Annotated in this window: 9 protein-coding genes and 1 pseudogene; 2 read left to right on the forward strand and 8 right to left on the reverse strand. The window is 38.9% G+C overall.

The features are described from left to right. From ASJ81_RS03465 to ASJ81_RS03475, 3 genes are all read right to left on the reverse strand, one after another. Positions 1 to 943: ISNCY family transposase (locus ASJ81_RS03465; protein WP_095642727.1), on the reverse strand; the 943-nt coding region annotated here is incomplete at its 3' end. Positions 944 to 1,124: 181 nt separating this feature from the next. After that, positions 1,125 to 2,813, reverse strand: a complete 1,689-nt coding sequence (locus ASJ81_RS03470; protein WP_095643262.1) for a vWA domain-containing protein — start codon at positions 2,811 to 2,813, stop codon at positions 1,125 to 1,127. 193 nt (positions 2,814 to 3,006) lie between these two features. Continuing rightward, the gene (locus ASJ81_RS03475; RefSeq protein ID WP_095643263.1) at positions 3,007 to 4,503 is read right to left on the reverse strand and encodes an AAA family ATPase; all 1,497 of its coding nucleotides are present in this window, start codon (positions 4,501 to 4,503) and stop codon (positions 3,007 to 3,009) included. Between the two features lie 516 nt (positions 4,504 to 5,019). Between ASJ81_RS03475 and ASJ81_RS03480 the strand changes: the two genes are divergently transcribed. Both ASJ81_RS03480 and ASJ81_RS03485 read left to right on the forward strand, forming a co-directional pair. Next, positions 5,020 to 5,514 (forward strand): MarR family winged helix-turn-helix transcriptional regulator, encoded by a 495-nt coding sequence (locus ASJ81_RS03480; RefSeq protein WP_338037350.1) that lies wholly within the window; start codon positions 5,020 to 5,022, stop codon positions 5,512 to 5,514. A gap of 36 nt (positions 5,515 to 5,550) precedes the next feature. Next, the gene (locus ASJ81_RS03485; protein ID WP_095643264.1) at positions 5,551 to 5,910 is read left to right on the forward strand and encodes a TrmB family transcriptional regulator; all 360 of its coding nucleotides are present in this window, start codon (positions 5,551 to 5,553) and stop codon (positions 5,908 to 5,910) included. 513 nt (positions 5,911 to 6,423) lie between these two features. Here ASJ81_RS03485 and ASJ81_RS03490 read toward each other — a convergent pair. The 5 genes and pseudogenes from ASJ81_RS03490 to tnpC all read right to left on the reverse strand — a co-directional run. Continuing rightward, positions 6,424 to 6,858, reverse strand: a complete 435-nt coding sequence (locus tag ASJ81_RS03490; protein ID WP_095643265.1) for a response regulator — start codon at positions 6,856 to 6,858, stop codon at positions 6,424 to 6,426. A 705-nt stretch (positions 6,859 to 7,563) separates the two neighbouring features. Continuing rightward, positions 7,564 to 7,977 (reverse strand): response regulator, encoded by a 414-nt coding sequence (locus ASJ81_RS03500; protein ID WP_170943172.1) that lies wholly within the window; start codon positions 7,975 to 7,977, stop codon positions 7,564 to 7,566. 55 nt (positions 7,978 to 8,032) lie between these two features. Then, positions 8,033 to 10,633: a histidine kinase dimerization/phosphoacceptor domain -containing protein gene (locus tag ASJ81_RS03505; RefSeq protein ID WP_095643267.1), complete on the reverse strand. Its 2,601-nt coding sequence runs from the start codon at positions 10,631 to 10,633 to the stop codon at positions 8,033 to 8,035. Positions 10,634 to 10,709: 76 nt separating this feature from the next. Next, on the reverse strand, positions 10,710 to 11,495 hold the full coding sequence (locus tag ASJ81_RS03510) for a helix-turn-helix transcriptional regulator (RefSeq protein ID WP_095643268.1): 786 nt from the start codon (positions 11,493 to 11,495) through the stop codon (positions 10,710 to 10,712). A gap of 1,169 nt (positions 11,496 to 12,664) precedes the next feature. Beyond that, positions 12,665 to 13,693 (reverse strand): annotated as a pseudogene (gene tnpC, locus ASJ81_RS03515) (IS66 family transposase); the annotation flags it as partial.

A 13,693-nucleotide genomic window follows, 5' to 3' on the forward strand; every position in this document is an offset into this window, starting at 1 on the left:
TTTCTAGCTTCAATTTATATCTAAATCGGTTAAATTCCTTTTTTGCCTTTATACTCCATTCTTGATGCTTTTCTTCATTCATAATTACGTTAAGTTCTTCAGATAGAATTTTTTCCAGGAATTTAATCTCATTTTCACGATTGTAAAATATATTCAATAACCTGTATTTTAATAGTTCCTGTTCAATTGTTGTTTTCTTCGGAAAATCGCTAACTATAAGCTTGTTTAAGTGCATCAAACAGTATTGATGCACTAACTTATCCCCAAAAACTTCCTTTAAAATATCTGGGTATCTCTTATCAAAATCCGTAACAATAAACACAGGTTCTGATGTATCTAGATTTTTTCGTAGAAACGTTTTGATGGTTTCTGAACTTTTATCCTCAAAAAGTTCATCTGCTATTGTTCTTTGAGTTTTTGCATCCAGTAATGTTAAACGGTATTTCTGACAACGTCCCTCTTTTGGATGCTGTTCGTCATAGTGCACCATATGTACATTTTCTAAAATTGGAACATTTTCCTGTTCCATTTCTTTGTTGAATGTTCTAAAAATAGTGCTTCTTGATCTTGGAAATATGAAGCTCATTATATCAGAAATTCCATCATAAGAAACTTTATGGTATCTGAGCACCTGGAAAAAATTATTGAATGAATCAAAAAGTAAAGTTTTCAGACCTTCCCAAAAACTATGATCTTCTTCGTCTGTACTACCACAATTTTGGCATTTGTATCGACCAATGCTGATTTTTCCAAGACCTTTTTTGATGTATAGATTATAGCCGTTATGAACCATAGGAGCACTGCAAATAGGGCAGGCTGGAGGAATTTTTCTACGAAAAATTCCTCTTGTGGTATATTCGTAATCATTGCTATAACTATCAAAAAGGTATGAGAGAGCAGGGAGTTCCGATAAGTTATTAAGAGTAAGATTTATAATTACCATTGTTTTTGCCGTAACATCATTACATAATTAGAGAATTATAAATTTATGTAGTGATGTTACACTTACTTTCATCACTAGATTTTGGAACTGAGTCATAATAGGTTTCAGATTATAATAAGCAGTCCTTAGGGGAATAAATCTGGAAATTGAACGGAAGAGAAGGGGGGTTAATAACCCTTTCTTAATTTTTTGCTTTATTGGAATCTGTGGCTTTCGTAGCTTTCTCTTCTTTAGATTCGATTAGCCTTACAAACCCGCCGCTGCCTTCAGAATCCAGTTCCATTTCCACAAAATAAGTATAATCCGAGATTTCAGACAGCCCGCCTGCTCCGCTGCTGCCTACGATCAGCGAATAGACCTTCGCGTTATACTTCTTTTTTGCCTCTTCCCAGCGGGCCAGTACCAATCCGTCAGAGACTTCGGATTTGCCATCGGTTATGAAGAGCAGGTCTGCACCCTGAAAATCTTTTTCTTTTAGGGACTTAAGGCCTGAGGCAAGGGCGGTATTGAAGTCCGTTCCTCCGCCAAAGGTATAGAGCAGGAAATTCAGAAACTTTTCGGACATTTTTTTCCTGCTGGTAAGTTCGATTTCCAGATGCTGACTCGTCGAGGCAAAAAGGATAACTTTCATGTCCCTCTGCTGGGAAAGCATCCGTTTTGCCATAGCCAGCACAGCAGACTTAGCTAAAGTTTGGGGAGCTCCGTGCATAGACCCGGAGGTGTCTACAAGTACAATCATCGAGCCTCTTGGCTTTATGTGAGGAGGGCCTGTGTAATGTTTTCCAAGGAGCTGGTAACTCAGAAGTTTTCCCTCAAGCATATCCGCATAAAACTTCTTTTTCAGGGAAGGGTTCAGGAGTTTTGCGGCTTCCATGGGCAGCAGGTTATTGATTGAATCGGAAAAGCGCACGCTCTGGATTCGGTTTTTTCCGAAAGGTGAAAGGCGTATACGGTCCGAGGGCGGGTCAAACTCACGTCTGCCTATGAAATCTACAATTTTTTTCAGGTCTGGACTTTTTTCAAAGAAAACCGAATAATTTTTAAGCATTTTAAGCTGCACATAAAAAGGCTCTTTTTTAAGCTCTTTTACAGAATAACTCCAGTTGCGCTGGGGAAATAGCAGAGCAAGGGTATCGAAAAGCTCCAGGTTTTCTTCCATTTCCGAAATGAATTCGTTAATCCTCCGGTATAGCCCTTCCAGAATTCTTTCCAGCAAGTCCTGGTACCCTTCCTTCTGCATGAATTCCAGGACAACGTTGACAAGGGCAGATTCTCCGAAATTTTCTATTGCCTGGGTATTTCTGCCTGAGAACTCAGCAGATCCCGGGTTTCCCCAAATAAGGAGAGTTTCTTTCAGGATTTCTTCAAATTGCCTCAGAATTTCATTCATTCCGATATCGAGCTCTTTAAGATACTCTGCACCTGAAATACTGGCTGATTCTGAAAAGCGTTCAAGGATCTCATAAATAAGAGGCAGAAGAATTTTCAAACCTGCAATTCCGGCTCCCTTGCTTTTTTTTGCAATTTCTCTGAGTTTAGGCCAGGGTTTTGAGTTTCTCAGGGTAAGAAGGATTGGGTAAAAAGCTCCGAAAGTCTCAATAAACCTTTCAGGATCCTTTATCTCATAAGGCTGGTCAAAGAGAATCTCAAGGGTTATGATTTCGGCTATTTTTTCTCGCATTGGGCGAGGGATCGTTCTAGGAAAAGCTATTGTACTCCTTAGATCTCGTTCCAGGACGGCAGCAGTCTGATTATGGAGCAGAAACGAATCTCGTAAGCCTTTATTTCTTGAGGCTTTACTTCCCAAAAAGGAGTAAGTTCCAGAAGAGGCTGCACCTGGATCGTTTTGGAAATCCTTAGAGCCTTCCATATCAAACCCTCAATTAAGTTATCTGATTTAATTTTCCTTGTTTTATTTTCCTTGTTTTATTTTCCTTGTTTTAATTTTCCTTGTTTGAAGCTACCTTTTTTGAAGCTACTGTTTAAAGCTACCTTGTTTGAACACCTGATTTGAAGCTACTTTTTTTGGAACACCGAGTTTAAAACTATCTGATCTGGCTTCTTTATCTGAGCTTAAATCGAGAGCCAATTCCTTTCATGAAACTGTTGACACTGCTGCCCGAATCGGGTACAGAAATTTTTTCCATCTCCTTTTTTCCTGCTTCTCTTGCAAGCTGGAGTGCAGGCTGTGGTTCAAGTTTTGCCTGCTTGCTCTGAATTCCAAGCATTGACCGGCTTTTTGAGATAAGGTAGTTGAGCTCGGATAACTCGGTACTTCGGGTATCGTGAAGGAGCAGAGTTTCGTTTTTATCAAGCGTTGAGAGCCAGATATTTTCATCCATCAAGTTTTTTAAAAGTTCCCTTTCAGCTTCAAGCCTGTGTTTTACCCATTCCACACGATCGGCCAGGGCTTTCAATTCAGTTCCAAAAACTTCTTTCTGGGCCTGAGACAGTATGTTCGCTTTTTCAGCCTCTTCCTGAAGAGAATCAATTTCTTTCACAAGGTTGTCATAAGGATAGATCTTTGAAGGCCCTTCGGCTTTAAGAGTATAGCTATGATTTGGGTGGGATATATGATGAGTTTCGATTTCCTGCCTCAGTCGGAATTCTTCTCCGCAGCTGTCACAGATGACCTTTACAGGAAGTTCGTTTTTCAGGGCAATGCTTATCGCAGCCTGCAAGTCTTCGGCTTCCTGGTGCAGTTTTTCCGTACTGATGCCGCCGGAGACTGCAAACTCAAAGACGGTTTTCCTTATTGTTTCCCGCTCTTCGGGCAGGTTCCAGAGCATATGCTGGAGCAGGAGCACCATTGTCCTGTCCACGGCCGGGCGTTCGCTGCTGCAAGCTGCAATCTTTAAAACCTGAACGACTTTTTTCCAGCGGCGGTCCGAGATTTCGATTTCCTGTAGTTGAAGACTCTTTCGAAGCTCAGTTACTATGGTTTCAACATCAGGGTCAACAGGCAGGTCTTTTGCATGTGCTCGAAGTTCGTATATTTCAGAAACCCTGAGACTTGCAGCAGGTTCGAATTCGTCAGGGCTCCTGAAAACGAGGTTGCGGAAGTTTTCCTCATCCTGAATGTAGGCGAGCCTGTACCTGAATAAAAAACGGTCATAAAGGGCCTCAAGGCTCTCGTTTTCATCAGGAAACTCATTGGATGCCCCAAAAACCGAAAGCAGAGGCACGTCTACAAGCTCTCTGCCGTTATGGTATTTGTGCTCATTGAGGATTGTCAGGAGGCTATTCAGGATCGCACTGCTTGCCTTAAAAATCTCGTCCAGCAAAGCAATATGAGCAGTCGGGAGGCAGCCATCGATTTTCCGACGGAATTCATCTTCTTCCAGGGCTTTTAAGGAGAGTGGACCAAAGAGCTCTTCAGGAGTAGAAAAACTTGTCAGGAGATAATTAAAAAAGTTTCCACCTTCTATCAACTGGCAGATGTTTTTCGCAAGCTGGGTTTTTGCCGTTCCAGGCGGCCCGAGAAAGAGAATGTTTTCCCCGGACAGCAAAGCAAGGAGAGAACCGTTGATCTCGGCTTCTCGCTCTTTAAAATAGGCCATAAATGCGGATTTTATTTCAAGAAGCTTCTCTTTCAGGAACAGACCTCCAGGTAAAGAATAATAGTAACAGGTCAGGATAAAATCAATTTGCAGCCAGGTTTTAAGTCTTTAGTCTGATTCTATTTTAAACCTTTCAATTCTATCTGCTTTCTGAGAAACTGGTTTCTGCTTTCTGAGAAACTGGTTTCTGCTTTCTGAGAAACTGGTTTCTGGAACTATAACTACTTATTTTATCTTTTAAGGAGTTTTTGAATCTTTTTCTTCTAATTGACTTTTCTTTAACGAATTTTTTGAGTTAAAAGGAACAGAGAACTAGATTTTTGTTACTAAAACAAAGGTAATCAGTTTTTGCATTTTATAAATTTTTATGTATAAGTTAACCGTGAAGCTTAAATATGTTCAGGGTATTGTTGATTTATCAACTATTGATTTTTCAATGATATGAAATTAAATAATTGAAAAATCAATATTATTATAACTAATTATATCTGGCAATTACTCTTTGAGAGATTGTATATGATTGCAAAATCATATGTAAAGAGGAATAGTGAAAAAATGAGAGAAGCAACGTTGAAGAAAATAATTCTTCTCATGATGGAAAGGGATGCTCTTGACAACTTCATTTTTGAGCAGACTTTTCAGAAGAAAATTTCTAGCAAATTTAAGAACCTTAGCAAGAATCAGCCCGTTGTAATCAAGATCATAGGCATGGAAGGTGAAATCATGCCTTCAACTATAGGAAAATACACAGGTATGGATAAAAGCAGCCTCACTCGAATGGTTGATGATCTGGAGAAAAAAGGGTTTGTATTTCGAAAAACTGACCCTGAAGACCGAAGGAAAGTGCTTGTTTCGCTGACTGAGAAAGGACTGGAATGTTATAATTATTCTAATCAGGTCGTAGATGAGCTGCTTAAGCTTGTAGATGATAAGGATATAGAGGACTATGTTCAGAGTCTCGAGACGATGGTGAGGATTTTAAGAAAAGCAGTCAGTCAACAAATTAAATAAATCTAATTAGAATATGGATGAAAGGAGGAGGAGAAAGTGACTCGTAAAATTATAGAAAATCTTCAAAAGCTGGGTTTTACCGGAAACGAAGCTAAAATCTACGCAGTACTTGTCTGCCTTAAGCAAACGCGAGCCAGTGAAATTGCAGAATGTTCCGGAGTCCCCAGGTCCAAAGTTTATGGAACGCTCAGAGGAATGGAGAAGAAAGGATATGTCCGGATAATAGAGGGTGAACCAACTCTTTTTTGCTGCGTAGAGCCCGAAGAGCTCATTTTCAGGATAAGGACGGACTTTATGCTTTCTCTAATTGAAACTGCAAATGAACTTAACGCTTTGAGTCCTGCAACTAACGGTTTTTCTGTAGGAAGTTTTCGCAAATTAAAGGTACGTGTCTAAGAAATTGAAGCTGAGAAAAGAGTGAGATTTAAAAACTATTTGGTGTAACAGGTATTATTTAATTAACCTGCTTTTTAATTCTTATAGCTCTACTTTATCCTGGGCTTGTAATAAGACTTTTTGCGATGTTTTTGTATTCTGATAGGATACATCTTATTCTGAAATAATTCCGCTTTGAAGCTTTTCCTTTTATCCTTCTTTCATAATCCAAATGATCTAATTATGTTCTGAATTTTAATTCAATTGATGAATTTTAATTCAATTGATGAATTTTAATTCAATTGATGAATTTTAATTCAACTGGTAAATTTCACTTCAACTGGTAAATTTCACTTCAATTAGTTATTTCACTTCAGTTGGTGAATTTTACTTCAACTGGAATATTATATCTAATCCTTCCAAGTATTGATTTAATTTCAAGTTACTCAATCTCTTGAAATTTGTAATTTTACAGAAACATTGACACACTATCTGAAGTTTACTTTGAGCCTTCGAGATCGGGTATGACGTAAATCAGGCCTGAGTCTTTCTGAATTGTTTTGAAGCTTTCACGAGTTTTTTCACATCCTTTTTCTCTATCCCACATTGCACAAGAACAATATCAATACCCTTTTTCAGATCCATTTCATCGAAAGGTTTCACAATACATCCAGATCCCATATTCCAGATCTGTTCAAGGAGCTCACGGTTTGAGCAGGCAGTAAGGTAAACAACTGGAATACCAAACCGGCTAATTATTTCCTTTGATGCTTCTATACCATTCAGGTTACCTTTTAACATAATATCCATAAGCACAAGGTCAGGTCTGGTACTTTCGGCTTTGCTAATGGCCTCTTCTCCAGAAGAAATTATATCCGTAACAGTATATCCAAGATTCTTTAGCATTACCCCTATGCCCATTGCAACAATATGTTCATCCTCAACAACCAGAATTCTTCCTTCTACCATTTACTTGTTACACCTTTATTCAGCCTCGGAGAGCTGGGTTTGAAAAAGATTCCCTATCCTTTTCAGGACTAAGTTCCTCTAATCTATCAATGGAATTACAAGCTGGAGCAGAAGCACTCGAACATATTTGACCTCTAAGTTATGGAAGAAATTCTAAATTTCAATAGCTTTCAATTTCAATAGCCTTCGATTCGGTAATTTCTTCCAAATCCGAGTTAGAAAGGCAGGCTTCTCTATTACTTCCTTGTACTGAACCCTATATAAATCAAGATATATAACCCACGCCGTATGGCGTTTACAAAAGAACAGGAACTTTAAGTTGACCCTGTCCATGGCAAAGGGGAGGAACTTTGTCCAGGTGTAAGGGATATTTTGATCAAATTAAAAATTTCAATTGTACTGTCAGCAAAAGTTGTAAGAGAAATGAGAAAAAACACCGAAATAATAGGAGAGCTCCTTCGCCTTTAAGAAAAAGAAGTAAATTTGGCGGTTCGGAAGATTTCAGGATTTCTCGAGAATCTCTCGAAAACAATTTTCTGCCTGGTGGGCCAAAGTTTTTCTCAAGCCTTTTTCCTGAGCCTTCCAGTTTTCTTACTCCTTTGCTGTTGACAACCAGAGTTATTCTGCATTCTGTTATTACTTTATTAGAAATTTCTTCATTCTGCTTTTCTATGAATTATTTCATTCTTCTCTTTTCAATTTGAATTATTCCGGTTTTTCTTTTTCCGTCCTGTGTTTGTGCAGAGCTACCTCAATGCTGCTATGCAGATCTTTCTCATCAAAAGGTTTTACGATATAACCGAAAGGTTCAGTTTTCTTAGCTCTTTCAAGAATCTTATTATCGGAATAAGCAGTCAGGTAAACAACCGGGACATCAAACCTTTCCCTGATTTCCTTTGCAGCTTCTACGCCGTCCATATCACCTTTTAACATGATATCCATAAGCACGACATCAGGGAAAGTGCTCTCGGCTTTGCTAATAGCATCTTTTCCAGACGAGGCTACACCTGTAACTGTGTAGCCTAAATTTTTTAACATTTTTTTTATTCCCATTGCAACGATATGCTCGTCCTCAACAACCAGAATTCTGCCTTCCGCCTTTTTTATTTCTTCTGCCATTATTCTGCCTTCCGCCATTGTCACACATTGTTTAGAATTTATCTCCTTTTAGAATTTATCTCCTGAAAAAACTAATCTCGAAACCTGTTCCCCTGCTTCGGTCAAGTCTAATATCCCCTTCAATCTGATCCACAAGTGTTGTCACTAGCTGTAGGCCAAGGGAAGTTGTGTTCCGGAAGTCCAGATTCTCAGGGAATCCCTTTCCGTTATCTCTAACTATAAGGGTTAACTTTTCTTCTTTATTCTCTGTTATGCCGTTAAGGCCATTTCGTTCATAATTCTGTTGCCTGGCCTTTATGTTTCCAGAATTTTCAGAGATCAGGTTCGTTTCCTGCAAAGTAGGGTTTTCTATACTTTTGTGCAGCTCGATATAAATCTCTCCTTCTTTCTCTCCGGCAAAAGCATGTTTCAGGGAATTCGAGACCAGCTCATTGACAATTATTCCCAGAGGAACAGCCGTATCCATTCCCAGAAAGACCTTTTCAACATCCAGTTTCAAGCTCACTTTCCTGCTATCCAGAGAGTAGGACTGGAAGAGATAATCTACAAGATTCTTAATATAATCTGCAAAGTCCACACTTACCATATCCTCAGACTGGTAAAGTTTTTCGTGTACAAGAGCCATTGACTTAACCCTGTGCTGACTGTCCCTGAAAGCCTCGACCACATTCCTGTCCGTAAAATTCCCGGACTCAAGATATAAAAGCATGGAAATCACCTGCAAATTATTCTTGATGCGGTGATGGATTTCTTTTTTACGAATCTCCTCCATCTTGAGAAGAGCGTCCTCGGCTTTTTTATGCTCGGTTATGTCCATAATAATACCCTGAAGATGGACTTCACCGTCTTCAGTTTGCTGGATAACCGTCCTTTCATCAACCCAGCGAACCTCCCCGGGTTTTGTGAGAATCCGATATTCTGAGGTATAGTCCGTGCAGCCAGCCTCAACGTTCATCTTAAGTTCGGCAGCCATCTCTTCCAGATCTTCGGGATGCACAATATCCCCATAACGAAGCCTGTTCGAGGTAAAATCCTCAACCTCATAACCCAATCTGGTAATATTCTCCGAAACAAACTCTGCAGGCCACATTGACTCATACTTCCATAAAAATACAATCACAGGACTTGTATTGATAACTCTTTCCAGATCTTCCTTAAGCTTGTTGGAACACTCAAGTTCTTTTGCATAGTCCATAAGGGCTTTTTGCGTCTCTATACGTTGGGTTGTAATAGTATCAAGAGCCTGTCGTGTCTCTTCGATCCCGTCCGTAAGTAGCTTGAAATCCCCCTCTCCGTGGATATTGATGGGCCGCTTAAAGTTATTCTGCTGGAATGCGGTAAGGACTGCGTTTGAATCATCGATAATACTGTTCAATGTTTCGGAGAATTTATCAAGTGTATTTCCGAGTTCTCTGAACTCTCCCTGTACATCTACATTGACCCTTTCTTTTAATTCTCCTTCTGCGAGAGCATTGGTCACTCTTATACTCTCTCTTACTGGAACGATTACAGCTTTAAGGATTTCATTTAGGCCCATAGGGATTTCCCTGAAGTCTCTTTCCACTTCCGTGTCTGCCCTGACATCAAGCTTTCCGTTAACTGCGTCCTGGGCGATACTCTTGAAATCCTGGACAATTTCATCTATCGGTTTTGTGATAGAAAGAGCAATCATATAAGCAAGAGCAGCCATAAAGAGAATTGAAATCGCGGAAATGACCAGCAGCTTGTTCCGAAGATCAACAACACCTGCAAGCATTTCTTCTTTCGGAATTACAAGCACAAAAGCGAGATTACCGGTTCGTACAGGCTCGTAGAACATTACAACAGGTTTGCCTGTAGTAGAGTCACTAACCTCAATATATCCTCCGGTTCCGTTTTTTATGTCGTCTGCGGCTCTGGCTATTTCTTTTGACTTAAAGTCATAGAGTGTCTTTTTTCCGATCCACTCCTTGTGCGTAGGGTAAGAGAGCAGAACGCCTGTGTTACTTACCATGAAGGCATATCCAGTATCAAAAGTCTTGACCTTACTCACTACTTCATCCATATATTTCAGAGGGACATCCGCTCCCGCTATTCCTACGAACTTTTCGTCCTTGAAAATAGGAGAAACATGACTAATCATGAATATGCCTTCATAAAAGTAAGGCTCTGTTAAGACCGCATCTTCTTTGACTTTGGGTAGCTGGTAATAATCAGAAGAATCATATCGAAGAAGCGGTTCTACTGTGACATTACCTTCGATCTTGTTACAATAAGGAACGAACCTGCCTGTTGCATCGTGCCCTGAAGCGTTAATGTATTCTGCATCCCTGCCATCAAAAGCGTTTGGCTCGTATCCCACATAAACCCCAATTAGGTTTGGATTTTTTTTAAGGATATTATCAAGGATGCCGATTACTTCAGTCCTATTGGAAGCTTCATAGTTTTCCATTGTAAGGGCAATCGTATTTGCAACTGCGCTGTTAGCTTTCATATCGGTGTTAAACTGGTTTGCGTAACTACTTGCCATTTCGATTGATTTCTGGTAAGCCAGTTTTTCTTCCTGAGAAGTGACCGTACTGATAATCACAGCTGTAGAAACTGCAAGGACAAGAAAAACCCCTACAACGATATAGATAACTAGCTTTGATTTCAGGGGGAAATTTTTAAATCTCATAGTCAAAAACTCCAGCCAGTTATAAATGAGAGGTAGGAGGCTTATTTCTGTCCTGGCTATAAAGGTCAGGAAAGCTTCAGATATCGATTACTTCTTGAGACAACTCATTATAGTATATGAAAAGCTCTCTGCCCCAGCGAAGAGCACTTGCATCGAAACTCATTACTTTCCTGTGGTCGTATTTTCCCTGCTTGTTGAAGAGACAGATATACACGAATTTTTCAGTAACAGCAATTGTCGGAAGGTGCAGTTTTTCCTCGCAGACTTTTACCACCGTGTTCTCGGAATTGAGTAGGGTTTCCAGCTCATCCCTGCAGTCATCTTTTAGCCTATTAAATACGGCTTTCGTGAGCACGATTTTCATCTCAGCTCCGCTTTTTGCAAGCCTGGAATAAAGTGATGGATAAAGAGGATGATAATAAGAAAGCGAACTCATGATGCATCTGGATTTTATAAGATTTTCAGTAAATTCCCTTGGAAGGTCAAACAGATGGTTAAGATCGGGTTCGATTACCATGCATTCGCCCATTTCTCCAAGCCGCATAAACTGTTCATTGGGTATGACACTTGTGTCCCGGCTTGCCCAATATTCCCTGTTTTCCTCCAGGACCTCAAGTGTGTTCAGAAGAGGAAGCATATTTCCTACGATAAGTTTTCCAATCTCCGAAAGCACATAAGTGCCATCTTTCTGGAGGACCAGGCCTTGTTTTTTAAGGATTTTAATCTGAGGCATCATCGCCTTTGAGGTTACGTTGAGAGAAGTTTTTATTTGTTCAATGTCCCTGGGACCTTCCATAAGCAAGAGAAGGAGATTTTTTCTTTTTTCAGAAAGCCAGATAGTGTCACACAAAGATGAGCTCATTGTTACTCTAGATTTATAGAAAGTACTTTTATTAAAAGATTATGTTACAATTCGCATATATTCTAAAATTTTAATTTTAATAGAGGTTCTGAAGGGGTTTCTGAATCTTGATAAATTCAGTTAAAAATTTTAACGCCGTCAAAAAATCACTTTACTTTAGAACCTGCATATAGCCCTTTCTTTTACCTGAAACCTCTGTAAGAGCCACGCAGATCGGGCTATATATCATTGAAACTATTAGTAAACCACTTACCAGTAAACAGATCCAGCAAAAAGAGTTGCCTGAAAAACAATAGACACTTATGAACACGAGTGACAAATTAAAAATGGCAAGAAAAACAGAATAAGTGGTCACCGAATAATCAAATACGGTAAGAAACGGGATAATATGACCACTAAATAATTTAAAATGGCGAGAAAAACGGAATAACGTGGTCACTAAAAAATAATAAAATAGTAAAATAAAAGCAGCATTAAAAACGAGATAAAAATAATGCAAGAAAAACAGATTAAAAGGTACAAACACTAAAAGAACCAGAATTTGTTGCATCTTTTTGAGAATAAATTACAGAGTACTGCGGGACTTACGCCGGCTATTTAAATCTGGCTGAAACTCACAGGACTTCTAAAAACTAAAAAAGAAAATTTCAAACTTATAGGAATTTTCTTTATTCCAAATTTCAGCAAATGCATTAAAAATATCCAGAGCTATGGTATGTGGGAATGCCATAGCTTTTGGATACCTCCACAACTGGATTTTTCACGATATTAAAAAACTTTTTCAGTGATTCAGACGTTTTCTTCCTGATCTCTTTAATCTCTTTAGTTTTTTCTTCATCTGGTTAATTTCTTCAGCTCCCTTTTGGTTTTTTATGCTCTTTGGTTTTATCTTTACCTTTTTAATTTTTTAGTTTCACCTACTTTCTTACTCTTTTTAATTTGTAACTATTCAGGGTATAGTTAGCGGCGCTCCTTTGAGCGCCGCGAGAATACCCTCTAAAACAGGTAAACCATTCTTTCTTATTGTGGAAATATATGGAGCCTATCCCAAAACTCAAAATTGCTTCTCTGAATCCTGTATTCCGAACAATCGATCAAGTTTCTGATAATAAAAACAATCCTGAAAATTCTTGATGATTAAGAACTAAATGGCTTTTGGGATAGGCTCATGCTCTAATTCTGCAGAAAGCTTCCGCTCCTCGTGCAGTTCTGAAAGTTCCTGATATTTTCTGCTGTAGCTTCATCATCCTGACATCTCTTTCTGCTTGATTATTCTCAAACGGAACTTTCAAGTCTGTCAGGAATCTCAGAATCTTGTCTTTGTGTTCTATAAACCTATCAAGCAGATTCCTTGCTTTGGTTTTTGGATTCTTACCACGTTTTCCTTGTCTTTCAGGATTTAAAGAAGGTGGATTTTCTTCAATTCCTTTCGCGACTACAGCATTGAACCTTTTTTCTAATGCCTTAACTTGTTCAAAATCCAGATCTTTGACCTGCTCTTTGCACTCATCAGTATACTTTTTCATTTCAGATAACAGCTCACTCATATCTTTAGCCCATTGCTGTTTATAATTCTCTTCAATTCCAGTAAGTTCTCTCTGGAGATGAACATTGCAAAGAGCATGATCACAATTATAACTGTTGTAAGGTTTCCATCCATCGTGAACTGCTACCCCTTTAAACTCTGGAAGAATTCCCATAGCATCAATAGCTTCGGATCCTCTTTTTGCATGAGTAAAATAACAGGTGTATTTGTCAGTAGAAGCTACATGAAGCCAATGTCTTTTTCCTTGAACTTTCATTCCAGTTTCATCACAATGGATAACAGGAGAAGCTATTACCTTTTCTCGAATTAGGTTTTCAAATTCTTCAAGATTCTGGAAACATTCTCTTTCTGCTTTAATAATGGTAGCAGAACAAATTTTTATCCCCATTACATCATTAAACAATTCCGAAATCCTTTCGTAAGGAATGAAATGGTGATTTTTAAAGTAAATTGCTGAAGCTAAGATATTACGGCTATATTGAACTGGAGAATTTACTGATTCTGGAAATTCAGCTTTATTTAATCTTCCACAGCAAGGACAGATCTTAATCTGACTTCGATGTTCTGTAACAATAAGATTTACAGGCGGAATGTCAAAAACCTGTCTTTTCTCATAAGCTTCAACTTCAACATCCTCTAGGGTATGTCCACA

The organism is Methanosarcina spelaei, assembly GCF_002287235.1.
Taxonomy (GTDB): Archaea; Halobacteriota; Methanosarcinia; order Methanosarcinales; family Methanosarcinaceae; genus Methanosarcina; species Methanosarcina spelaei.